Source organism: Micromonospora sp. NPDC049171 (genome assembly GCF_040648275.1).
GTDB lineage: Bacteria > Actinomycetota > Actinomycetes > Mycobacteriales > Micromonosporaceae > Micromonospora.
Window position 1 is genome coordinate 139,062 of record NZ_JBEZDJ010000007.1, and the last position, 21,356, is coordinate 160,417.

The 21,356-nt window shown below is 68.0% G+C and carries 19 protein-coding genes and 3 pseudogenes; 12 read left to right on the plus strand and 10 right to left on the minus strand.

Translation table 11 applies throughout. From position 1 onward, the window contains the following. The first annotated feature begins 202 nt into the window (after nucleotides 1-202). Entirely contained in the window at nucleotides 203-1,558 is a 1,356-nt protein-coding gene (locus AB0B14_RS11425; RefSeq protein WP_357522360.1) for a sensor histidine kinase, read from the plus strand. Beyond that, complete coding sequence (locus AB0B14_RS11430; protein ID WP_357522361.1) at nucleotides 1,546-2,190, plus strand: response regulator transcription factor; 645 nt, start codon at nucleotides 1,546-1,548, stop codon at nucleotides 2,188-2,190. The genes AB0B14_RS11425 and AB0B14_RS11430 overlap by 13 nt, the downstream gene beginning before the upstream one ends. Nucleotides 2,191-2,375: 185 nt before the next feature. Here AB0B14_RS11430 and AB0B14_RS11435 read toward each other — a convergent pair whose 3' ends face one another. Continuing rightward, nucleotides 2,376-2,579, minus strand: a complete 204-nt coding sequence (locus tag AB0B14_RS11435; protein ID WP_043326981.1) for a cold-shock protein — start codon at nucleotides 2,577-2,579, stop codon at nucleotides 2,376-2,378. 1,047 nt (nucleotides 2,580-3,626) lie between these two features. Further along, nucleotides 3,627-4,031 carry a helix-turn-helix domain-containing protein gene (locus AB0B14_RS11440; protein ID WP_357064987.1) on the minus strand — a complete coding sequence of 135 codons (405 nt, stop codon included), beginning with the start codon at nucleotides 4,029-4,031 and terminating at the stop codon, nucleotides 3,627-3,629. Nucleotides 4,032-4,108: 77 nt separating this feature from the next. Between AB0B14_RS11440 and AB0B14_RS11445 the strand changes: the two genes are divergently transcribed. Both AB0B14_RS11445 and AB0B14_RS11450 read left to right on the plus strand, forming a co-directional pair. Next, the gene (locus tag AB0B14_RS11445) at nucleotides 4,109-4,903 is read left to right on the plus strand and encodes an SDR family NAD(P)-dependent oxidoreductase (protein ID WP_357522362.1); all 795 of its coding nucleotides are present in this window, start codon (nucleotides 4,109-4,111) and stop codon (nucleotides 4,901-4,903) included. Between the two features lie 345 nt (nucleotides 4,904-5,248). Beyond that, entirely contained in the window at nucleotides 5,249-6,529 is a 1,281-nt protein-coding gene (locus AB0B14_RS11450; protein ID WP_357522363.1) for a hypothetical protein, read from the plus strand. A 524-nt stretch (nucleotides 6,530-7,053) separates the two neighbouring features. Here the strand turns inward: AB0B14_RS11450 and AB0B14_RS11455 are convergent. Next, nucleotides 7,054-7,689: an LURP-one-related family protein gene (locus AB0B14_RS11455; protein WP_357069961.1), complete on the minus strand. Its 636-nt coding sequence runs from the start codon at nucleotides 7,687-7,689 to the stop codon at nucleotides 7,054-7,056. A gap of 202 nt (nucleotides 7,690-7,891) precedes the next feature. Between AB0B14_RS11455 and AB0B14_RS11460 the strand changes: the two genes are divergently transcribed. Then, nucleotides 7,892-8,332, plus strand: coding sequence for a hypothetical protein (locus AB0B14_RS11460; protein WP_357069963.1), 441 nt, complete (start codon nucleotides 7,892-7,894; stop codon nucleotides 8,330-8,332). A gap of 316 nt (nucleotides 8,333-8,648) precedes the next feature. On the opposite strand, the gene AB0B14_RS11465 is transcribed toward AB0B14_RS11460, so the two are convergent. Then, a complete protein-coding gene (locus AB0B14_RS11465) occupies nucleotides 8,649-8,999 on the minus strand; it encodes a hypothetical protein (protein WP_357069965.1) in 351 nt (116 codons plus the stop codon). A gap of 479 nt (nucleotides 9,000-9,478) precedes the next feature. Next, nucleotides 9,479-10,426: a helix-turn-helix domain-containing protein gene (locus tag AB0B14_RS11470; protein ID WP_357522364.1), complete on the minus strand. Its 948-nt coding sequence runs from the start codon at nucleotides 10,424-10,426 to the stop codon at nucleotides 9,479-9,481. Between the two features lie 103 nt (nucleotides 10,427-10,529). On the opposite strand from AB0B14_RS11470, the gene AB0B14_RS11475 reads away from it, so the two are divergent. Beyond that, nucleotides 10,530-11,573 carry a saccharopine dehydrogenase NADP-binding domain-containing protein gene (locus tag AB0B14_RS11475; protein WP_357522365.1) on the plus strand — a complete coding sequence of 348 codons (1,044 nt, stop codon included), beginning with the start codon at nucleotides 10,530-10,532 and terminating at the stop codon, nucleotides 11,571-11,573. Nucleotides 11,574-12,784: 1,211 nt separating this feature from the next. After that, nucleotides 12,785-13,246, plus strand: a complete 462-nt coding sequence (locus AB0B14_RS11480) for a barstar family protein (RefSeq protein ID WP_357522366.1) — start codon at nucleotides 12,785-12,787, stop codon at nucleotides 13,244-13,246. Nucleotides 13,247-13,573: 327 nt separating this feature from the next. Here AB0B14_RS11480 and AB0B14_RS11485 read toward each other — a convergent pair whose 3' ends face one another. Together AB0B14_RS11485 and AB0B14_RS11490 are read right to left on the minus strand one after the other, a co-directional pair. Beyond that, entirely contained in the window at nucleotides 13,574-13,933 is a 360-nt protein-coding gene (locus AB0B14_RS11485; RefSeq protein WP_357069976.1) for a VOC family protein, read from the minus strand. Nucleotides 13,934-14,539: 606 nt separating this feature from the next. Next, entirely contained in the window at nucleotides 14,540-15,466 is a 927-nt protein-coding gene (locus AB0B14_RS11490; RefSeq protein WP_357069978.1) for a helix-turn-helix transcriptional regulator, read from the minus strand. Between the two features lie 132 nt (nucleotides 15,467-15,598). Here AB0B14_RS11490 and AB0B14_RS11495 point away from each other — a divergent pair, with 132 nt between their 5' ends. Further along, nucleotides 15,599-16,504, plus strand: a complete 906-nt coding sequence (locus AB0B14_RS11495; protein WP_357069980.1) for an oxidoreductase — start codon at nucleotides 15,599-15,601, stop codon at nucleotides 16,502-16,504. Between the two features lie 174 nt (nucleotides 16,505-16,678). Here AB0B14_RS11495 and AB0B14_RS11500 read toward each other — a convergent pair whose 3' ends face one another. Then, entirely contained in the window at nucleotides 16,679-17,152 is a 474-nt protein-coding gene (locus AB0B14_RS11500) for a MarR family transcriptional regulator (RefSeq protein WP_357069982.1), read from the minus strand. A 228-nt stretch (nucleotides 17,153-17,380) separates the two neighbouring features. Between AB0B14_RS11500 and AB0B14_RS11505 the strand changes: the two genes are divergently transcribed. Both AB0B14_RS11505 and AB0B14_RS11510 read left to right on the plus strand, forming a co-directional pair. Further along, nucleotides 17,381-18,316 (plus strand): NADP-dependent oxidoreductase, encoded by a 936-nt coding sequence (locus tag AB0B14_RS11505; protein WP_357069984.1) that lies wholly within the window; start codon nucleotides 17,381-17,383, stop codon nucleotides 18,314-18,316. 364 nt (nucleotides 18,317-18,680) lie between these two features. Beyond that, nucleotides 18,681-19,103, plus strand: a pseudogene (locus tag AB0B14_RS11510) (tyrosine-type recombinase/integrase); the annotation flags it as partial. Nucleotides 19,104-19,139: 36 nt separating this feature from the next. On the opposite strand, the gene AB0B14_RS11515 reads toward AB0B14_RS11510, so the two are convergent. Then, entirely contained in the window at nucleotides 19,140-19,751 is a 612-nt protein-coding gene (locus AB0B14_RS11515; protein ID WP_357522367.1) for a hypothetical protein, read from the minus strand. 241 nt (nucleotides 19,752-19,992) lie between these two features. Here AB0B14_RS11515 and AB0B14_RS11520 point away from each other — a divergent pair, with 241 nt between their 5' ends. Together AB0B14_RS11520 and AB0B14_RS11525 are read left to right on the plus strand one after the other, a co-directional pair. After that, on the plus strand, nucleotides 19,993-20,247 hold the full coding sequence (locus AB0B14_RS11520; RefSeq protein ID WP_357522368.1) for a hypothetical protein: 255 nt from the start codon (nucleotides 19,993-19,995) through the stop codon (nucleotides 20,245-20,247). 180 nt (nucleotides 20,248-20,427) lie between these two features. Continuing rightward, nucleotides 20,428-20,526: pseudogene (locus tag AB0B14_RS11525) on the plus strand (hypothetical protein); the annotation flags it as partial. A gap of 400 nt (nucleotides 20,527-20,926) precedes the next feature. Here the strand turns inward: AB0B14_RS11525 and AB0B14_RS11530 are convergent. Continuing rightward, nucleotides 20,927-21,295, minus strand: a pseudogene (locus AB0B14_RS11530) (amino acid transporter); the annotation flags it as partial. Nucleotides 21,296-21,356 lie beyond the last annotated feature (61 nt).

Genomic DNA, 21,356 nt, shown 5'->3' on the forward strand with positions numbered 1-21,356 from the left:
TTACGCGATGGGTAGCGTGTGTGCGGGTGTCGATCGATCGAGCCGCCGATCGGCGATGCGAGCCTCCGTGGACCACGGACGGACACCATGGTCGCTGGATCCCACGCGACGCGGGGGACACCAAGCGTGGGGAAGTGCGGATCGCCGGCCAACATGAATCACCAGCCCGGCGGTTCGGCACGACGCGCAATGATGGAGCGAGATGACCGATAACAGCGGAACCGCCCTGTCCGGCGGCTCCTCGCCCTCGCGGGAGGGCTCCGGGCCGGGCCGCGTCGCTCACAGCGGTCCGATTCCGCGCTCCGCGCCGGCCCAGCGGATGAGCCTGCTGGGCTGGTCGCTGGTGCTGCTGCCGGGCGCGGTCCTGGGTGCCGTGCTGGCCACACTCTGGATCACCTCGATATCGGTCGCCGCGCTTGGCGCCGGAATCCCACTGACCCTGCTCGCGACCGTACTGGTGCGCTGGTTTGCCGACCTGCATCGCCAGTGGGCCGCCGACCGGCTCGGCGAACCGGTGCCCGCCCGGCCCTATCAGCCGACGCCGGACGCCGGGTGGCCGGTGCGGCTCTGGACGATCCTGCGCGACCCGGCGACGTGGCGGGACTGGATCTGGTTGGTGGTCAACTCGATCACCATCTGGTTGAGCTGCGGACTGTCGCTGCTGTTCTTCGTCTTCGGAGTCGTATACCTGATCTATCCGCTCATCTATCAGCTGACGCCCTCTCAGGTATTCCGCACTCCGCTGGGAGAGGGCTTCCGGCTGCACAGCGTCGCGCAGTCGTTCGGGCTGGTACCGCTCGGTCTGGTTCTCCTTCTGCTCTGGTACGTCACCGCGGTGCGCCTCGCGAACCTCAACGCTCGGGTGATCCGCGCTCTGCTTGGCCCCACCGAACAGGCGCGCCTGCGGGCCCGCGTCCAACAGTTGGCGACCTCGCGAGCTGAGACCGTCGACGCCCAGGCCGGTGAACTGCGCCGAATCGAACGCGACCTGCACGACGGCGCGCAGGCCCGGCTGGTGTCGCTGGGGATGAGCCTGGGCTTGGCCGAACAGTTGCTGCCCAACGATCCGCAGGCCGTCCAGCAGTTGCTGGCCGAGGCCCGCGAGTCGACCTCCAGCGCCCTCACCGAGCTGCGCGAGCTGGTACGAGGTATCCATCCGCCGGTACTGGCCGACCGTGGCCTGGACGGCGCACTCAGGGCCTTGGCCCTGGTCAATCCGATCCCGACCACGGTGGTGACCCGCCTACCCGGACGGCTGCCGGCCCCGATCGAGTCCGCGGCCTACTTCGCCGTCGCCGAGGCCTTGTCGAACGCCATCAAGCACGCCCGGGCCCAACAGATCCGGATCACCGTGGAGTTCGCACCCCACCGGGACGGGGCTGCCGGGGAACTGACGATGCTGGTGTCCGACGACGGCCGTGGGGGTGCTTCGATCGATTCCGGCACGGGCCTGCGTGGCATCGTCCGTCGCCTGGCGGCCTTAGACGGCACGCTGACCGTTGACAGCCCGCCGGGTGGACCTACCGAGGTGAGGATGTCCCTGCCGTGCGTATCGTGATAGCCGAGGACCTCGCCCTGCTCCGCGAGGGCCTGATCAGGATCCTGCGGGCCAATTCATTCGATGTCGTGGAAGCCGTGGACAACGGCCCCGCGCTGATCCGGTCGCTGACGACGCACCGCCCCGACGTCGCCATCGTCGACGTGCGGTTGCCGCCCACCTTCACCGACGAGGGGCTGCGTTCCGCGATCGAGGCCCGCCGCCAGATCCCAGGGCTGCCCATCATGGTGCTGTCGCAGTATGTCGAGCAGATCTACGCCAGGGAGCTGATGTCGGATCGCGCGGGCGCGGTGGGCTACCTGTTGAAGGACCGGGTTACGGCCGTCGACCAATTCGTCGCCAGTGTCCGGCAGGTCGCTACCGGCAGCACCGTTATGGACCCCGACGTGGTGAGTGCGCTACTCACCCACCGCTCCACCGACCCCAAGCTCCTGGAGCTGAGCCCACGCGAGCATGAGGTCCTCACCCTGATGGCCGAGGGCCGCTCGAACGCTGCGATCGCGGCCCGGATGTTCGTCACCGAGAAAACCGTCAGCAACCACAGCAACAACATCTTCACCAAGCTCGGTCTCAAGCCCTCCGAGGACGACAACCGCCGCATCCTGGCGGTCCTCGCCTACCTGGAAGGCTGAGTCCTTGGCCTCTGCCCCACCATGAGTGCGACCGAGGAACTGCCGAGCATGGCTGATCGGCAGCAGGCACAGCGTTAAACAGGCGGAGCAGTGGCTTACCCAGCTTCCCGCATGGGCGACAATGCGAACTAAACGCCAAACGGCGGCCCGCTGAACCAGTCGGGCCGCCGCTCACAGAATGTGGATCAGAGCGGGCGGATGTTCTCCGCCTGCGGGCCCTTCTGGCCCTGGGTGACGTCGAACTCCACCTTCTGGTTCTCGTCGAGGCTGCGGAAGCCGCTCGCCGAGATCGCGGAGAAGTGGGCGAAGACGTCGGCGCCGCCGTCGTCCGGGCTGATGAAGCCGAAGCCCTTGTCGGCGTTGAACCACTTCACGGTACCTGTAGTCATGTCTGCTCCTCGCAGGCTGTCAGAGACCGCATTGTGCGGACCCTTACGCCGCCGCGTTGATCACCCGCGTCGAAACGACACGAAAAACGAAAAGCGCCTAGATGGGTTTCAGATACCCCATCAGGCGCCGGATAACGTCTACGGAAATCAAAACTGCAACTCGGTTACCGTAGCACATGATCCGTCGCCGATCCCATGGCAGTGCGGGGGCCTGGCCACTCATCTGCTTGCCCACCCCGGTCAGACGGCACGTTGACCGGGTTCACGATTGGCTGGCTGCAGGTCGCCTCACCTTCCCCTGGCCAACTCGTGCACCACCATACGAAGTCCTTGAGCCCGTGGCCCACCAGATCCGCCGAAGAGGTCACCACAGAGGATGCGCTGCTCACGGCGCCACGAGTGGGATCGGTGTCTCAGCTATCGGGACCGACAACTGATCCGCCACGGCGGGAGCGCGTGACCGGACATCGACGTACAGGAGGCCGTCACTGTGACGATCAGCGACCCGCGACCGGGGGACACGAGCAATGCTGGGAGCAGCGAGCTCTGACCACTTCGGCATCCACTGGGAGGTCACGCCGTACCGCCCGATCTCCATCACCGCAGGTCAAGGCCCCTGGTCTCTGTCCGGCGTCGGTGAGCACCTCGGGCGCGGTGACCTCTTCGCCAACCTGCACCCAATCTGCACCCAGTCGCAAGGTCAGGCCAACCATCGGCTCCACACTGCTTAGACCTGCGCACATTTCCCCCAGCAGGCGACATAGAGGGTCGTCGACCGGAAACGTAGAGCCGCAGGTAGGAGTGGGTGCAGTTGAGCACCGTTCGATGCCGTTGGACGCAGTTCAAGGCCGTTCCGGGCACCCCGCTGTTCCCAACCTGCTCCCCCAAACCGAGCTTGCACCGGGCCGCCGACGCCAACCGATCGTTCGCTGCTGGCCCAGTGCTTTGTCGACACCAGTGCTGGCTCCGCAGCCGCATCGGTCGATCGGGCAGCACGCTCACGAACGCCGCGCCTATGTCAGCGACAGATGAGCACCGCGTGGTGTCTCAGATGGGTCCCCGACGTGCCGCAGCGATCTCGGCGTGGTGGTCGACTGCCCAGTCGGCCAGCGCGGAGAGCGGCTCTAGAAGGCTGACGCCGAGCGGCGTCAGCCGGTACTCGACGCTCGGCGGCAACGTCGGAAACACTTCCCGTTCGACCAGACCGTCGCTCTCCAGCGTGCGCAAGGTCCGGGTGAGCATGCGCGGGCTGATGCCCTCCACGGCCCGATGCAACTCGTTGAACCGGTACGGATGCCGGCCGAGCAGGGTGACCAGCAACAGCGTCCACTTGTCACTCACCCGCCGCAGCACGTCGGTGACTGGACAGCGCTCGTACTCGCCGACCGGAACGGGTGTCGGCAGCCGATGGTCGTGTAGTGAGGCACTCACACCGGTGTTACTTGTGGACATGAAAGTGCCTTCTTTCGCCTCCGTCGACCGGCTGCCCAAAATGAGCACGTCAATGAGCAACGATAATGGGGAACGACATGGGCGTCGTGGTAGTCAGTGGCGGCACGAACGGGATGGGACGTGCGTTGGCCCTAGGGCGGGCCGAACGCGGCGACCGCGTCCTGGTACTCGGCCGCAGCCGCGAACGCGGCGAGGCCCTAGCCGGTGGCTCGATCGCCTTCCTTCCCGTCGACCTGTCCAGCATGGCCGAGACGCGGCAGGTCATCGAGCACATCCTTACCGAGAACCACGTCGTGGACGCGCTGGCGCTGTTCGCCAATGCTGTGACGCCGCGACGCATCATGACCGTCGAGGGCTTGGAGCACACATTCGCGCTCTACTACCTCAGTCGATATCTGCTCAGCTTCGGCCTGCGTCCGGCCCTGGACCGGGCTACCGCGCCGGTGATCGTGAACGTCGCTGGTGTCGGGGTCACCAAAGGCAAGGTGCACTGGGCCGACCCGCAACTGACGTCGGGCTACTCGGCCATCGCCGCACAACTGCAGGCCGGTCGAGCCAACGACCTGCTCGGCGTGGGCTTCGGCCAACAGTCCGGCAGCCGCGCCCGATACGTGCTCTACCATCCCGGATTCACCAAGAGCGGCGATCGAAGCGCACTCCCGCTGGTGGTCCGAGGACTGCTGGCGGTGGCGGCAGTGGCGGCCCGACCTGTCGCAGACGCGGTGGCGCCGATTCACCAGTTCCTGGATGCGCCGCCGGCCGCGCCGGTGACCGCCGTCGACCGGGGCAAGCGACTCCCGCCCAGTTTCCCGACCCTCGACCCCCGCGACGCCGAGCGGTTGATGGACCTCACGGAAACGCTTCTGAGCTGAGGCCCCCTCTCCGCCCCCACGCACACCGCCCGGCAGCAGGCAGACCTTCTGGCGTCACGCAGCAGCTCTCCACAGTTGTGCGGGCGCACTCAATTCGGCTACTTATTTCGTCTGGTGGTACGACCGCAGCCCCGCCAGGCTTGGCCGAGCCGACTTGGCGCTCTTTCTACGGCTGTCCACCGCCGTCAGGTGTGACTGGCTCATGGCAAGTGTCCCGTCGGTCAACGTGGCAGGTGGTGTGTTCGCTCAGCTGAGACGAGCTGCGGCGGTGGCGCCGCAGCTGCCGGCACGTCGCCTCGTGATCGACGCGGCCCTCCTCTTCGCCTGGCTGCCATACTCGCCGACGTGAGTTCGCCGCTGGAAACCTTCGCCGGGCTGCTCGATCGCTCCATCCGAGAGATCGCCACTCTGGCCATGGACGCCCGGAGCTTCGACGCGACTCGCATCGGCCGCGTCGCCGACATCTGGGACAACAACACTCTGCCTCTGGTGAGCGCCGCCTGTGCTCCCTGGCCACTTCGATCCAGACGAGCCAGCGCCGCCCTCCGGTGGATGGCTGACCTCGGGGCCGACCGGCGGAGGCTGATGGTCGACCTGGACCCGAGCCTGGACGGGATTCTTCCCACCGCACTACCAGAGCGTTCCGTACATCGGGACTACCAAGGGCGCGTCTTCCCGGGTACGTTCCGACTGACCGCGGAGATCATCGATGCGCTAGCCCACGACTACGACCTCGCCAGCGGCAGCGTGCGCTCGCTGACGGCACGACCGTCGGAGGTGGGATTGCAGGTACATCTGACCCTGGCCGCGCCACGGCGGTTCAGACCCAGTACCGGACGTGCCTCGCGGGACGGATCCCCGATGCCCTGGCCGGCCGCTCCGCTGAGGTTCACCTTCAACGGGGTCACCGACTTGCTGTTCGACGCCGAGGACCGGATCGGCATGGCCGTAAGCCGCACCAGCTCCGGGTCAGCCGTGACGATCGGGCGGAGCGGTCGCCTGCAGGCGACCGAGGCTTCAGTGTGGCCCGACGACCCGCGATGGTACGAGTCGACGGCCGGCCAGGCGGCCGACCTAGCCACGCCACACGCACGGCCGCAACGGCGGAAGCCGGTACGGACGTCGACCCTGACCGCACCGCAGCGGGCCGCCACTCGAGCGCTCGTCATGTTGATGCTCCACGCTCGGCTTGTGCATCACTATCCGAACCTCGCGGCCGGCGTACCGATCGTCAGCATCTGCCGTGTCGCGGCCGACGCGGGTAGCGCCATCCTTGCGGCGGGCGCGCGCCGTGGATCGGCGCGCCAGACGGCCTTCGCGGAGCTTGAACAACGGTGGCGGCACGTACCGCCCGAGGTGCCGCCTGAGGCGATCCGCTTCGGCCCGGTCATGCTGCGTCACGCGCGGTACGACGAGCCCCACGACGACGACGTCCCTCGCCACGGCTGTGCCGTCCTCCTCGCCGCGGTGCCAGGCGCAGACCCCGCGGGACCGTGGACTCTCACCAGCGAGGAGATCACCCGACCGTCGCGGTTTCGGATAACCAGCAGCGCGTTCGACCACGGTCAGCACATCCACCACGACGGCGGATTTCTCCGCGTCGCCGACGCGCTCGTCGTCCGTTGAACCGCGAACAACCACGGGAACCTGCGCGCCACTATCGGCTGCGCGTGGCCCAGGCCGGACCCACGTATCGCATCGGCGCCAGCTTCCGACGGGCTCGACGCCGTTGGCGATAGGACGTTCGGCCTGAGCGGGCGCCGCCCGATCGACGGCCGGGAACACCACACTGACACCTTCGGGGGCGGCCGAAGAGGTCTCCAGCCTGAAGGGCCTGCTCAGGACGTTGCCCGTGGGATCGGTGTCTCGAATGACGGAACCGCGGCGGACGCCAGCAAGCTCACCCGCATCGCTCACATCGACCTGTAGCACGGCGACTGACGTGGCCTTGGGCGAACCGGGGGGTGGGTGCAGTTGAGCGCCGTTCGATGCCGTTGGACGCAGTTCAAGGCCGTTCCGGGCGCCCCACTGTTCCCAACCTGCTTCCCCGAACCGGGCTCGCGTCGGGCCGTCGACCGATTGTGAAACTGCCGGCCCAACGTCCCCGGCCGCGAGCCCGACGCCGAGCAATGCCACTGCCGCCCAGGGGGTCAGTCCTCGTCGCCCTTCTTGTCGGCCTTCTTCTTGTCGCGATTCGTGGCCAGGTCGAGCGCGAGGACGCTGCCGATGATGAGCAGCGGGTCGACGCCAGCAGTGACCTGCACGGCGTAGGTGTCCCGGATCGTCAGCCACCGCTTGGAGACCACGGCCACCTCAGTCCCGTCGCGTTCGATCACGTACTCGTGGTCGAGCAGATCACCCTTCATCTCCAGGTCGTCGGGCCCCGGCACGTCGATGGTGAACTTGTCGCGGAACGGCGTGAGCAGATTCTTGCGGACTTCCGCGGCCTTCTCGCCGCCGATCCGGATCTCGTACGTGGGACGCAGCGCCACCAGGTGCCGGTGCAGCGTAGCGACCTCTTGGCCGGCGGCGTCCTCGATGACGACCTTGTTGCGAACACTGAGCACCTTGCCGTCGACGTGGAAGACCTTGGTGCCGTGCTCGTCGAGCACGTCGAAGTCGTCGCCGATCGAGAAGAACCGCTCCTTAATGACAAACATCTCTCGATTCTCACCCACCGCTCGGGGCGGTGCCAGGTGGGCGAGTCGGTGGGGTCCAAGCGGATCCGTGGTTCCATCGACATAAACGGTGCGCTGCGAGGGCAGGGCCGACCCCCTGAAGCACACGCATCACGCGCATCGCAGCACGGGCATCCCGACCGCCGCGGATCCCGGACGATTTGATCATTTCTCGGGCCAAACCCCTTTCAGGTGGTGGCAGAAGCAGTTCAGCCAACATATCCGTCGATGCAGTGGGAGTAAGTAGGCGGACACTCACGGTCGGCGGGAGATCGCTACCCTCGTAGTCGACCGAGCGGGGGGGGTCAGCTTGGTAGCGCTGGTCGAGCACGCCGAGCTGTACGTCGATGTCGACTATCGACTGTTCGCGATGATCGACGACAGCAACGACCGGCGCAACGCGCCACCTCCGCCGCACGAGCTCGATCATTGGGTCAGCTCGACGCCGGGCTACGTGGTGGTCGAGAACATCGACGACGCCGTGGTGCTGGGTAGCGACACCCGGCTGGAGACCTGGGACGGGCCTGCCGACTTCGATCCGGCCGGCTGGGACCGCAGCGACGTCTTCGAGGTGGTCTTCGAGTCGGGCATCCTCGGGTTCTCCAGCGGCACAGCCGGCGGCATCGCCGACGCCTACCGCCTTCCGCCGGGCCGCCAATGGAGCGTACGGCTGGCCTGGCGCACCGAGGCGCCACCCGCTCCGGACGAGCTGCCGACCGCGTCGGTCCTCATCCAGTTCAGCCCGGCCTGAGCCGCCGGGCCGGCACTTCGCGGTCGAGCGTGTCCGGTCCCCGTGAGTGCGGCAACACCCACGGGAACGTTGACCATCGGCGCTACGCAGCGCGCACAGCGGGCAGGCACCCACCGGCTGCGTGCCCGGGCGACCGTGGTCACGGCAATCCGGGTGCGCACGATCAGCGCTGCGACGACGCCCCGGGCCAAAGCCAGAATGCCGGCCGTCGGCACGGGATGCTGGCGGGCGGCGCCCCCAAGACGCGATCGGTAGCCGGAGCACAGTCGGGACCGGGCGGGTCTGTCCGCCGCTCGCCGTGCGTGATCACGCCCGTTCACAGGGTACGAATATCGTCGAGTCGGACTGTCCACAGCCCGTCTGCAATCTCAGTGAGAAGAAGTTGCAGCGACAGATCTGAGCATCCCTCCTCGACTGTCCAGAGCGACATCGTCGCGGCTACCCGGCGACGACCCTCGCCGTCAACCTCAATCACATCGAGATCTGGAGGCAGCGCGCCCCCGGGTGGTCGAACAACGGTCCGGCCATATGACTCGATCGCAGTCCGGATTTCTTCGGCCGACAGGCGTTCTCCCCCGGTCATGGAAGCGAGTGTTTCGTACTCGCGGTCGGCTAGCAGACCGAGCACCACCTGAAGGGCCGTGCCCATTGCGGGCTCAACGATCACGGGTTCTTCCTGCGGTTAGCGGGAATTCGGGTGGGGTGTCGTCACAGCGGCCGAGCTTACCCTTGAAATACCGGTCGGCCCGTTCTACCTCGGCGAGTGCTGCCTCGGCTGTATGGCCAGCCGCCTGCAGGGCCAACAGCGCGATTTGCCGTTCGGCGCCGAGAGTGCCCCAACTCACCCTCGACGCCCTGCGCAAGAACATCGCCGCCATCGGTCACCCGACCGCCGCCGCGCTGAACCGGATAGGTCTCGTAAGGCTGGTCGCAGCGACATCCGACCGCACAAGAACAATCGCGCATTGACTCTCGGCCGACTGGCGCGCAAGGACGGCGGCTATGAGCAGAAACCTGGTCGGGTGATTGGCCGTGCGTAAAGCACGTCGCAGTGCTGCTCTGTGCGGCCGAGCCCGAGTCGGCCAGCAAGGCTGGTGGCCCGTCGGCTATTGACGGCCGAGTGCCGTCAGGGCGAGAACCGCAGCCTCACGCCCGGAACGTGCGGCGGTAGGCGTCCGGAGGCACCCCGACCGTGCGGTGGAAGTGGCGGCGCAGTGTCGTCGCCGTGCCCATGCCCGCGGTCGAGGCGATGGTGTCGACGGTGTCGTCCGTGGTCTCCAGCAGTTCCTGCGCACGGCGGATCCGCTGCGTCAGCAGCCACTGCAGCGGGGTGGTGCCGGTTGCCGAGTGGAAGTGCCGGGCCAGGTGGCGCGAGCTCATGTTCGCCTGACGGGCCAGGTCCTCCACGGTGAGCGGCTGGTCCAGCCGCCGCATCACCCAGGGGAGCAGCTCGGCCAGGGGGTGGCCGTCCTGGGCGGGCACCGGTGTGGTGACGAACTGGGCCTGACCACCGGCCCGGTGGGGCGGCACGACCAGACGGCGGGCGACCACGTTGGCGATCGCCGAGCCGTGGTCGCGGCGGACCAGATGCAGGCACAGGTCCATCGCTGCGGCCTTGCCCGCAGACGAAAGCACGCTGCCGTTGTCGACGTAGAGCACGTCCGGGTCGACCGTCACCCGGGGGTAGCGCTCGGCCAGTTGCTCGGTGTGGGCCCAGTGCGTGGTCGCCCGCAGCCCGTCCAGCAGACCTGCGGCGGCGAGCACGAACACGCCCGTGCACAGCGAGACGACCCGCGCGCCCGCCTCGTGGGCCGCGCGCACCGCCTCGACGAGGTCGGTCGGCGGGTCCTCGTTGACGTCCGCCAGGGCGGGGACGATCACAGTGCCGGCGCGGGCCAGCCGGTCGAGCCCGCAGTCCGGCTCCAGCAGGAACCTGCCGACCCGCACGGGCCGCGTGCCGCACACGCGCACGTCGTACCAGGGGCCTCGCACGGCGTCCGGGGCTGAGTCGAAGACCTCGTAGGCCAGGGCCAGCTCGAATTGCAGCATCCCATCGGTGACGGCGAGAGCGACGGAGCGCGAGACAGCAGCCATGTCGGTAATTGTATGGGTCATGTCGTTCCGGACACTGGCAGGGCCACACCGACGCGGCCAAGATCTCTAGCAGCGGATCACTTCAAGCACGGGGGAGCAGGACATGGCAACAGTTGGGAACGTCGCGGTCTACGGCGCGTACGGGCACACCGGGCGGTTCGTGGTCGCCGAACTGCAGGAGCGCGGATACGTCCCGCTGCTGCTCGGTCGCGACCAGGACAAGCTGCAGGCGCTGGTGCGGGACCACCCGAACCTCAAGGCGCGGCAGGCGTCGGTCGACGATCCGGCCTCGCTCGACCGGGCACTGGACGGCGTGGACGCGGTGATTAACACCGCCGGGCCGTTCGCCTTCACCGCCGGGCCGGTGGTCGAGGCGGCACTGCGCGCCGGCATCCCGTACGTCGACGTGGCGGCCGAGATCGAGGCGAACGTCGATACGTTCGCGCACTTCGCGGAACGCGCCCGCGCCGCCGGCACCGTGGTGGTCCCGGCGATGGCCTTTTTCGGCGGCCTCGGCGACCTGCTGGTCACTACCGCGATGGGCGACTGGACGGCTGCGGACGAGGTGCACGTCGCCTACGGTCTGAGCAGCTGGCACCCGACCGACGGCACGCTCGCATCGGGCATGGTCTCGTCGCAGCGGCGCGGTGGCCGCCGGGTCCGCTACACCGGCGGACAGCTGCAGTACCACGACGACGCGCTGCCGACCCTGGAGTGGTCCTTCCCGGCCCCACTCGGCCCGCAGAGCGTCATCGGTGGGTTCACCATGGCCGACGTCGTCACCGTCCCCAGCCACCTGGACGTGCCGGAGGTCCGCACCTACATGACCGCCAGGGCGGTCTCGGACCTGTTCTCCCCCGACCCCACGACACCGACCGCCGTCGACGAGCGCAACCGCTCCGCACAGACGTTCGTCATCGACGTCTTCGTCCGCTCCGGCGACACGGAACGCCGCGTGGCCGCCACCGGTCAGGACATCTACGCCGTCAGCGCGCCGCTCGCGGTGGAGGCAGTCGACCGCCTCCTCACCGGCCGGACCCGGGCAACCGGCGTCGTCTCCGCCGGCGCGGCCTTCGACGCCCCCAACTTCCTCAATGCCCTGTCCGCGCACCTCACGCTGCACGCGCCGGCCGACGCCCGCAGCTGACCAGCGACTCGTGCCGGCCCAGTCCTGGTGGGAGCTCACGCCGGACCACTCGCCCGCATCACCGCAGGCCAACGCCCTCCGTTCTGTCCGCCATCGGTGAGCACTTCGGGAGAGTTGACGCCCTTGACCTGCGCATACTCCCCCATTCAGGGAACATAGAGGACCGTCGACTGCCTGCCGAAACCGCGGAGCACTCCGCGGGAAACAGGGACGCCGCACGGATTCTGACCTGCGGCAACGTGGAGCCGCAGGATGGGGTGGGTGCAGTTGAGCGCCGTTCGACGCCGCTGGACGCTGTTCAAGGCTGTTCAGGACACCCGACTGCTCCCACCCTGCTGGCAGATCCGGACGGCGAGGTTAGGGGCCCCGATGAGCACCGGCTTTGCCCTGTGGGGCCGCCGCATCCGTTGGGCCACCTTTGTGGCAGGCCGGTGCGATGATGCGCGGCTTGTGTCAGTCGTGGCGTCGAGGTGCGGGCGGGTGACCGCGGTTCTTGTCGTGTCTCCGGAGGGAGTCCTCGCTCTCGCTGGCGAGTCGTTGTAGCAGCCATTGGGTTGCGGCGTGTACCTCGGTGGCGGCATCGAGCGGGGTCTCGACCGGCGTACTGGTTTGGGCGTCGACCTGGTGGCCGCTGCAGCCGGTGGGGTCGGAGTCACAGCTGAGGGAGATTGTGGTGTGCACCTGCCAGGGCGGTCCGGGCCGGTGGTAGGGCATGCTGCCCGCCGGGGCGCAGAGGACGTCCACCCAGATCTGATCCGATCCCCCTTCGCCCGCCAGTATCGTGACCGGGAACTCCGGTTCGGGCCCGAGCCGCTGATAGCGGAAGCGGTTCAGGGTGACGCCCCAGAGCTGGGCGTCGGATCGTGCACCCAGTCGCTGTCCAACCCGGAAGAGGGTCTCGTCGGCGGACCGCAGAAGCTGACGAACGCGGTCGTGCTCCCTCCGATCTGCCAGGGCGGGGAACAGCCAACCGACCTCGCCTAGCGGCAGCGGAATGTCCCGAGGGGTCACAGCTCAGTCTGTGTCGCCGAACCATGCTGCGTCCACCCGTTACCTGTGCGCCGCCGCGCTGGTCGCGGCCGATCCGGTGTTCGGTTGAGGCCTCCCGTCGCAGAGTGCTGGCTCCCGGGCAGACTGACGACCATGGAAGACACGGCGTGCGCGAGGCCGCTGAGCTCGTGGAACTACGTCGATCGTGGTGGGGTCAATTGATGGGCAGCTGGTGGGACGGCTCCACTGATCGGCTCCCGGTCTGCTCCCGCAGCGCCCTGGTCGAACTGGCGGCGGTGTTACCGGCAACGGGCAGGTTCGTCGTCGCCCGGCTTGACGGGACGAGGATGACGGATGCGGACCACGCCTTCTACGAGTTCTCCGACGCGCTGCTCTTTCCCGGCTACTTCGGCTGGAACTGGAACGCGTTGTCCGACTGTCTCCGTGATCTGAACTGGTTGCCCGCGGACGGGTATCTGATCGTTGTCGAGAACGCGCCCCGGTTGCTGTCCAGCAATGCCGAGGATCGGCACACGCTGTTCCGGATCCTGTCGCAGGCCGTTCATCACTGGGCGTTCCCGCTCGGCCAGCCAGAGTTCAAGGTGCTGCTGCTATGCGACCGCGACGACGAGGCGGCTCTTTTGCGGCGGGAGATCGCCCGCGCAGTCCCTAACACGCGGTGAGATCACCGATACTCGCGACGCCGCATGCCAACCGCTCATCGGCATGAGCGAACGTCGCCGGACTGATGCCCGGAAGCACCATGGCTGACCACTTCGGGCCCGCCATAGGGTTTACCACAGTGGATGCGTCGTCCGGCAGCGACCCGCGCGGAAGACGCCCGGAGCCCACCAGGTAGCTCTCGGGACCGGCCGCCGCGGCTCGCGGGCGCGCCCTGCTCGACTCCGAGGGCCCGTCGGCGGTCGCCGGCTTGCGGCGTCCGCCGGTCACCGCGATCCTGAGCGGAGAGGACGGCCTGGTGGTGACGGACCAGATCGCGAGCCAGGAGGTCACACGTCGGCTTCAAGAGCGAAGGTGTTGCCGTCCGGGTCCTGGAACCACGCGATACGTCCACCTCCAGCCCGCGCGGTGATCCCCCTGGCGTCGTGCTCGAGCTGTTCGTAGCGAACGAACTCGACGCCGGACGAGGAGAGTTCCTCGACAATCTGGTCGATGTCGTCGACGTACCACGTCGCCAGCGTCGCCGGGGTCTTCCCGGCGGTGACCGACTGGTACACGTTCAACGCCGGCCCGCCACCGGAGCCATAGACGCGGCTGCCGTCGGCGATGGTGGCGCTGGGGCCGGACCGCAACGCCCGCAGGCCCAGCGCGCCTTCGTAAAAGGCCACGGCCTGCTGGATGTCGGACACGGCGACCGAGGTTCTGAGGTGGTACGCGCTCAAGGGCATGAACCACTCTGGCAGGTACCCCACGAATCATGGCGCCGAACCGGCGACCTGTTCCGGTGCCCTTCGATCCGGGAAGTGACCGTGACGAGAGGCCCGAGCCTGCCCAGCGGATCACGGCTGTCTGTATCACCGAGCCGGCGACATCACCGATGCGTGTCGCGGGCGAAGTCGAGCAAGCCTGGCTACGCGACCTGCGCTACCGCCACCGGAAAGCCCACCGGTTACGTACCACGGCGAGAACAGTCGAACTCGACGTTGCCACCCGCGCCCGTCCAGAACAGACCAAGATTCAATGCCAGATTCTCAGCGTTGCTTTTTCGCTGGGAGCTACAACCGCCCCTACTCCGTCGAGCCACGACGCACCTCACCCTGCGAAGTCCGGAAGCACACCTTCGCTGGGCCAGTCCAGCAGACTGCGCAGCTGGTCGCGGTCCCCGTTACGCCAGTCGGGCCACGGTTCCGGGTGTATGTGGATCACGCCAGACTCGCGTGGCTCGCCCCGCGTTCAACCGACCGCGCCTCGTCAGGGAGCGTGGCGGCCCGTCAGCGGCATGAGCGTGCACCCGATCATGAAGTCCCGCTCGGGGTGGGGCGGGCCGCGGTCCAGGCCGGCTGGGAGGGGTGCTTGTTGGTGAGCGCTGAGCGGGTCGCGTGCAACGATGCCAGCAGCTGCAGCCGGTCCGCGTCGGCGCTGCCCGGCTCGGCGGTGAAGACGAGCATGACGGAGCCGGGGTTTCCCGGTAGGGGGTAGGTGTCCCAGTCCAGGACGATGTCGCCTACTCCGGGAATCCGGAAGGTCTTGGTACCGCTGACCGACTCACGGACGTCGTGCTGGGCCCACAGCCGCCGAAACTGGGCGCTGCGGATGCTCAGCTCACCAACGATCGCGGCGGCGCGTGGGTGGGTGGGGTCGGTGGCGACGGCGGCGCGCAGCATGCCGATGTAGTCCAGAGCCTGCCGCTCCCAGTCCGGGCAGCTACGCTCGCCGGTCAGCGTGTCGTCGAACAGCAGTAGGAGCATGTTGAGCCGGTCGGCAGGGTAGGCGTCCGGGTCGCCGAGCAGCGCCTGCGCCATCGGGTTCCAGTCGAGCAGGTCGAGATGCCGGCCGAGGATGAGCGCAGGAGTGTCCATCACCCGCAGCAGGCGCCGGGTGCCCTCCGGCACCCGCTCCGGATCGCGGTTCACCCGGGCGGGCATCGACCGGCGGGCGGCGTGGGCCAGGGTGAACAGGTGCCGGCGTTCTTCGTGGTCGAGGCCGAGCGCGCCGGCAAGCGCGTCCAGGACGTCGTCGGACGGGCGTACCTCCCGGCCCTGTTCGATCCGCTGGTAGTAGTCAGTGCTCAGCCCGGCCAGCAGGGCCAGCTCCTCGCGCCGTAGCCCGGTGACCTTGCGCCGGCCGCCCGGCTCCAGGCCGACGTCGTGCGGACGCAGCCGACTACGCCGAGCGCGGAGGAAGTCGCCGAGCTCACGGGCGTACGGATGAAGGCTGTTCATGCCGCAAGTGTGCCGCGGCCCGGACCGCCGAAGGTAGGTCCCCCAGACCTAGGCAACTGAGAACGACTGAACTCACCAGCATCGCTCCTAACGTCAATCGGGCCAGCCCACCGACACCTCCAGGAGCAGCAGATGACCGGATGGACCACCGACCACATCCCCGACCAGCGCGGTCGGGTTGCCGTCGTGACCGGCGCGAACTCGGGCCTCGGCCTGGTCACCGCCACCGAACTGGCCAGCCACGGCGCCCACGTCGTGCTCGCCGTTCGCCACACTCCCGCCGGCGAGGAGGCCGCCCGCCGGATCGGTGGCGACGTCGAGGTACGCGAGTTGGACCTGGCCTCCCTCGCCTCCGTGCGGACCTTCGCGACGAAGCTGGCTGGCGACCACCCGGCGATCGACCTGCTGGTCAACAACGCCGGCGCGGTGCTGCTTGGCCCACGCCGCACCTCCGCCGACGGATTCGAACTGCACCTCGCCACCAACATGCTGGGCCACTTCGTACTGACCGGCCTGCTGCTCGGCAACCTGGCCGCGGCGCGGGAAGCCCGCGTGGTCAGTCTCAGCTCGATCACCCACAAGAACGCGTACCTGGACTTCAATGACCTGATGTTCGAACACGACTATCGGGCAGCCACCGCCTACGGCCGGTCCAAGCTCGCCACCACGATCTTCGGCGTCGAACTGGACCGCCGCCTGCGGGCCGCCGGAACGCCGATCGTCAGCGCCCTGGCCCACCCCGGTCTCACCCGCACCAACCTGACTCCGCGGGCCTGGGAACACCGTGGCCGATTTGGGCGGCTGATCGCGTCGGCCGGCCTGCTGGCAACCCAGCCGGTGGCGCAGGGCGCGCTGCCGCAATTGCGCGCTGCGACCGAGCCCGGTGTGCGGGGTGGCCAGTTCTTCGGCCCGTCCGGGCTCTGGGAGACGCGGGGCAGAGTCACCGAGGCCCGGCTCAGCCCGGAGGCCGCCGACCCGGCCGTCGGCACGCGGCTGTGGGCGGCAGCCTCGGACCTGACCGGCGTCAACTACCTCTGACCTGCGACGGTCACCGGCTGGCCGGCGGCAATCCGCAGCGTCGCGATCAGCCGCCGCACGGGGATGCCGAGGGTCGTCGTACCGTTCCGCCATGCCGACCGCTTATATCGCCGTTGCTAAGACGGAAACCTGGGGAAACGGCTGAGGTATCGAGCTCAGTTCGGTGGGCGTCGTTCACCGGCCGTCGAGTTGCTCGCGTACCAGAGCGGCGATGCGGGAGAGCGCGGCGCCGAGGTGGCGTTGCTGTGCAGCGCTGAGTGGGTCGAACACCAGTTGCCTGACCCGCTCGACGTGAGCCGGGGCGCTGTCCTCGACTTTATGCAGTCCGGCGTCAGTCAGGGTCGCGAGGGTGTACCGGCCGTTGTCTGGGTCGGGGCACCGGGTGACCCACCCCTGCTGCTCGAAACGGACCATCAGCTTGGACAGCCGTGGTTGCGTGCTGTCGCACTGCGCGGCCAGGTCGCTGAGCCGCATCGTGTGCGTCTCGGTCATGGACAGCCGAGCCATCACGCTGTACTCGAAGTTCGAGATGCCCTCGTCCCGCTGCAACTGGCGGTCCAGCAGCGTGGGCAGCGCGATGACCACGGTGCGCAAGTCCTGCCACAGCTTTTGCTGCTCGTCGTCGAGCCATTGGGGGGTGCCGGTCATACGCGCAGCTTACTTGACTGGGCAACCTGGCACCCAGATGACTTTCGCTGCTCAGAGGCGGACGCTGACCCGGCCGGCCTCTGTGATGCCGCGCACCTTGACTTGCCCAGGCAAGTGAAGCACACTCGTTCACAGTTGCCCAGGCAAGTGCGGCGGCGGCGCGGCGCGGCGTCCGGAGATTCCCCGATCGCCACGGATCTGACACCCCGAAACCATGAGGAGAGTGCAGTGAAGGCTATTCGCTACCACCAGTTCGGCAGCACCGAGGTCCTGCGCCAGGAGGAGGTGGAGCGTCCGGTCCCCGGCGCCGGCCAAGTGCTGGTGAAGGTGGTGGCCACCTCGTTCAACCCCGTCGACGACCACATCCGGCTGGGTGTCCTCGCTGAGATGATCCCCACCCCGCTGCCGATCACCCCCGGCCTCGACGTCGCGGGCACCGTTGCCGAGCTCGGCGACGGAGTCAGCGGACTGCAGGTCGGCGACCCGATCATCGCCATGTTCCCGCTGCACGAGCACGGCGGAGCCGCCGAGTACGCGGTCGTGGCCGCCGACCTGGTGACCGCCGCGCCCCGCAGCATCCCCCTGACCGACGCCGCCTCACTACCCCTGACCGGGCTGGCCGCACGCCAAGCAGCCGTCGAACTCGCCGGGATCAAGACCGGCCAGACCGTTCTCGTCAACGGGGCAGGCGGTGCGGTGGGAAGCATCGTGGTCCAGCTCGCCGTCGAAGCCGGCGCGAAGGTAACCGCCGTCGACGGCCCCCAGCACGCCGACCGCCTGAACGGCTACGGTGCGGAGAAGGTCGTCAACCCGCTGGACCTCGACGCAGGCCCGGCCCCCGTCGGTGGTCCCTTCGACGTGGTGGTGAACCACGTACGCCTGGCTCCCGAGGACCTCGCGAAGCTGACCCCCTACGTGGCCGACGGCGGCATCGTCGTCAGCTCCGCCGGCCCGGTGCCGGCCGACGACGCACGCTCGGTACGCACCGCCGGCGTGTGGGTCGGCCCCGACGCCTCCCACCTAGCCGACCTCGTCTCCCGCGTCGACAACGGCGTACTCAAGCTGCACATCGCCGACCGCCGACCGCTGGAGGAGCTGCCGACCATCCACCAGGATGCAAGCAACGGCAAGCTGCTCGGCAAAACAGTCATCGTCGTCGCCTGACGCCACGTCCACGTCCACCATCGAAGCCCCTCTTCGGTGGTGGAAGCCGAGGTATACGGAGTAGCCCGGCCGGCCGGTCGGAGCCGCGGCCAACTCGGCGTCGTTCGTAGTCGTCATGGGCGCGGTGCTCGCAGCCGCCCGGCGCTCCGTAGGGTCCGGACGCGGCAGATCCGGATGTAGGCGGAGGTGCAGGCAGGCCACGGAGTTTCGAGCTCGGGGCTCGTGATCGCGTCCGAACGGAGCACGTGCGTAGGTCGTTTCCCGCGCAACACCGGCAGCGACATATGAATGACCGTCGCGACAGCCGTAGCCATCAGCTCCCACCGAGGCCCCCGATCAGATGCCGCCAAGATGCGTTGACGCGCAGCTCCCGCACCGCGAAACCAAGACCCAGGCATCCGACGCCACCCTGCCCCTGCCCGACATCCGCCTGACCGCTCTCAAGCTCAGACAACAGCAACGCGATGAGGCTGAAGCAGCCGCCGGAAAGGCGTGGCACGAGACCGGACTCGTATTCACCACCCGCTACGGCACACCCATCGTGCCGCGCAACTTCCAACGGTCGTGGCAGGCGAGGTGCGAGAAGACCAACGTCAGGCCGATCACCGTCCACGACGCCCGCCGCACCTGCGCCACGCTCCTGGCCGACCTGGACGTCCATCCGAGAGTCGCCATGCAGGTTCTCCGGCACGCCCGGTTCTCCATCACGATGGAGATCTACACGCAGGTCTCGTCGAAGGCGACGCGGGAAGCACTCAAACGTCTTGGCGACTCCCTCGGCCGCTGACTCTCGTCCCTGAATGGCAGCCCCGGAAGGGGTAGTTCAGCCTTTGCGGTTCGGGTCGGTGAGAGCATCCCAGTCCTCAGCGCTCATCGGGAACGGCCCCCAGTGCGGCAGGTAGAACGGTCGCCGCGGCGGGTCGGCCACCGTAAACGGCTTGAACTCCGGATCCGCGATCACCCGGTAGACGAACTCGGCCGTCGACATGTCGAGTTGGTGCCACGGCTCGATGCCGTCCCACCGCGCGACCACAGGCCACCGGTCGGGCTCCATAGAGCGGTCCGCCAGCCAGTAGTACTCCCCTTCGGTCTGATCACTGCCCCATTGGATCAGCCCCGTCCCCTTGTCGGGCTCGTACATCTCGTAGGGGGCCCACAACCGCGCGAAGTCAGGCTCACTTGGCCACTGCCGAGAATAGGCCCACGCCCGAAACAGCGGTTGGGCATGATCGTCGGTCGGCCGGAAGAGGTCCAGGTAGGCGTAGAACCGCCCCGGAACGAACCGGCGGCACAGCTCCTTGAAGTCCGTCGGCAGCGGAACGCCCAGCTGGGCTTCCACCTGCTCCCAGCCGACAGAGTCCTCAGGCACCTTGCGCCATCCGGTCACGTCGATGATCCGGTCGATCCACGTCAGCTGATCAGTCACGGCCGGCAAGGTAGCAGCACAGCCGGATATCCCATCGCCTTGTCGTCATCCTTCCGCTGACCGCTGCTGCACACAAAGCTGCTGTACGACAGCAGAAAGGCCACCTCCCGAACTCGGGAAGCGGCCTCTGACCTGCACAAACTGAGAGTGGGCGATGCTGGTATCGAACCAGCGACCTCTTCGGTGTGAACAAGCAGCCCCCTACGGCCAGCGACGTTGGCTCCCGGATGGCAACGAGTACGCCCGTACCGTGGCCGCCAGCCGCGACCTCACCCTCGCCGGCTACGAGGTCTATCGGTTCGGCACCAACGAACTCCACGACGAGGACCAGGCACGCCCCCCTAGTCACGGCCTTCTTCAACAGCCTCTTCCGCAGGCACCACATCGCGCTACCGAGGCAGACGAAACAGAGGCCGATCAACTCTTAACGTCGTGCCTCGCCGCGTTCCGAAGCCGCATCGAGTACGGCTCGGGCGCATCGACCGGTTTGCGCGTTGCCACCTGATGGCAGGTCTTTGACCCTCAGGCCCAGGCCAGGGCATCAGGAGTCGAGCCGCAAGCGCTGCAGGATCTCCAGCAGGGTGGCACCGTAGGGCGACATGTACCTCTCCGGCGCCAACGCGTTCAAGCCGCAGGCGCGGACCACCCGAACAAGGAGACCACTCCCCTGGCGCTGAGAGCGAACGTGGCGCACAACCACATCCGCCACGAGAGAATCGTCATCGTCACTGGCAGCACGGCCAACGTCCCCCACATCCCGTGGGATCAGCGCCTGACCATCGACGACCTCGGCGACCCCAACGACGGCATCATCCACATCAGCGCCGTCTTCGGCTTCCAAGATCCCACCGACTTCCCCGAGGTCCTGCGTCGCGCCGCCACTCATCCTCTTGCCGAAGGCATCGACTGCGACCAGATCTCCTACTTCGTCTCGTTGCCGAAGGCATCGACTGCGACCAGATCTCCTACTTCGTCTCGCGGATCACCCTGCGCTGCACCCGCAGCCCAGGCATGGCCACCTGGCGTAAACGGCTGTTCATCGCTCTGGCCCACAACGCCGCCAGCCACGCCGAATTCCTGCACCTGCCGGAGGAGCGCACCATCGTCTTCAGCGCCGAAGTGCCCGTCTAGACGCCGCTTCGAACGCGCCCCCGCGGATGCCACCCAACCGGCTGGTCAATGCGTCACCCGCCGACATGAATACCGGGACGGTGGGCAGGATCGGGTTCGACCTTGCGGATGATCTCCCGCACGACCGGTGGGGTGTCGCCGCGGCCGAGCAGGAGGTAGCGCAGCAGGTGCGCCACCGGGTTGCCTTCGGACCATTCGAAGTGGGCGTGCGGTCGTACACCGGTGGCGTCGCGCAGGCCGAGCAGGACCGCGGCGATGGCATTCGGGGCGGCCGGCGCGGTGGTGCGCAGGACCCGGTAGCCGCCGACGTCGACGCCGGTGACATGCAGGACGCCGCTGAACTCCGACGGGTCGACCACGTCGACTTCGAGGAAGAGCACGTCGGCAGCGCCGGGGACGGGATTGAGGCCGCGTTGGGCGCGACGGTGGCCTCTCGATGCTGTTTCGCAGCGACCGGTGCAGACGGCACCGGACGACATCGGG

Bases quoted from the DNA above. Each gene is read 5' to 3' on its own strand.
- AB0B14_RS11425 (WP_357522360.1), top strand. From the start codon at position 203: ATGACCGATAACAGCGGAACCGCCCTGTCCGGCGGCTCCTCGCCCTCG.
- AB0B14_RS11435 (WP_043326981.1), bottom strand. From the start codon at position 2,579: ATGACTACAGGTACCGTGAAGTGGTTCAACGCCGACAAGGGCTTCGGC.
- AB0B14_RS11440 (WP_357064987.1), bottom strand. From the start codon at position 4,031: ATGTCCACAAGTAACACCGGTGTGAGTGCCTCACTACACGACCATCGG.
- AB0B14_RS11445 (WP_357522362.1), top strand. From the start codon at position 4,109: ATGGGCGTCGTGGTAGTCAGTGGCGGCACGAACGGGATGGGACGTGCG.
- AB0B14_RS11470 (WP_357522364.1), bottom strand. From the start codon at position 10,426: ATGGCTGCTGTCTCGCGCTCCGTCGCTCTCGCCGTCACCGATGGGATG.
- AB0B14_RS11475 (WP_357522365.1), top strand. From the start codon at position 10,530: ATGGCAACAGTTGGGAACGTCGCGGTCTACGGCGCGTACGGGCACACC.
- AB0B14_RS11480 (WP_357522366.1), top strand. From the start codon at position 12,785: ATGGGCAGCTGGTGGGACGGCTCCACTGATCGGCTCCCGGTCTGCTCC.
- AB0B14_RS11490 (WP_357069978.1), bottom strand. From the start codon at position 15,466: ATGAACAGCCTTCATCCGTACGCCCGTGAGCTCGGCGACTTCCTCCGC.
- AB0B14_RS11495 (WP_357069980.1), top strand. From the start codon at position 15,599: ATGACCGGATGGACCACCGACCACATCCCCGACCAGCGCGGTCGGGTT.
- AB0B14_RS11500 (WP_357069982.1), bottom strand. From the start codon at position 17,152: ATGACCGGCACCCCCCAATGGCTCGACGACGAGCAGCAAAAGCTGTGG.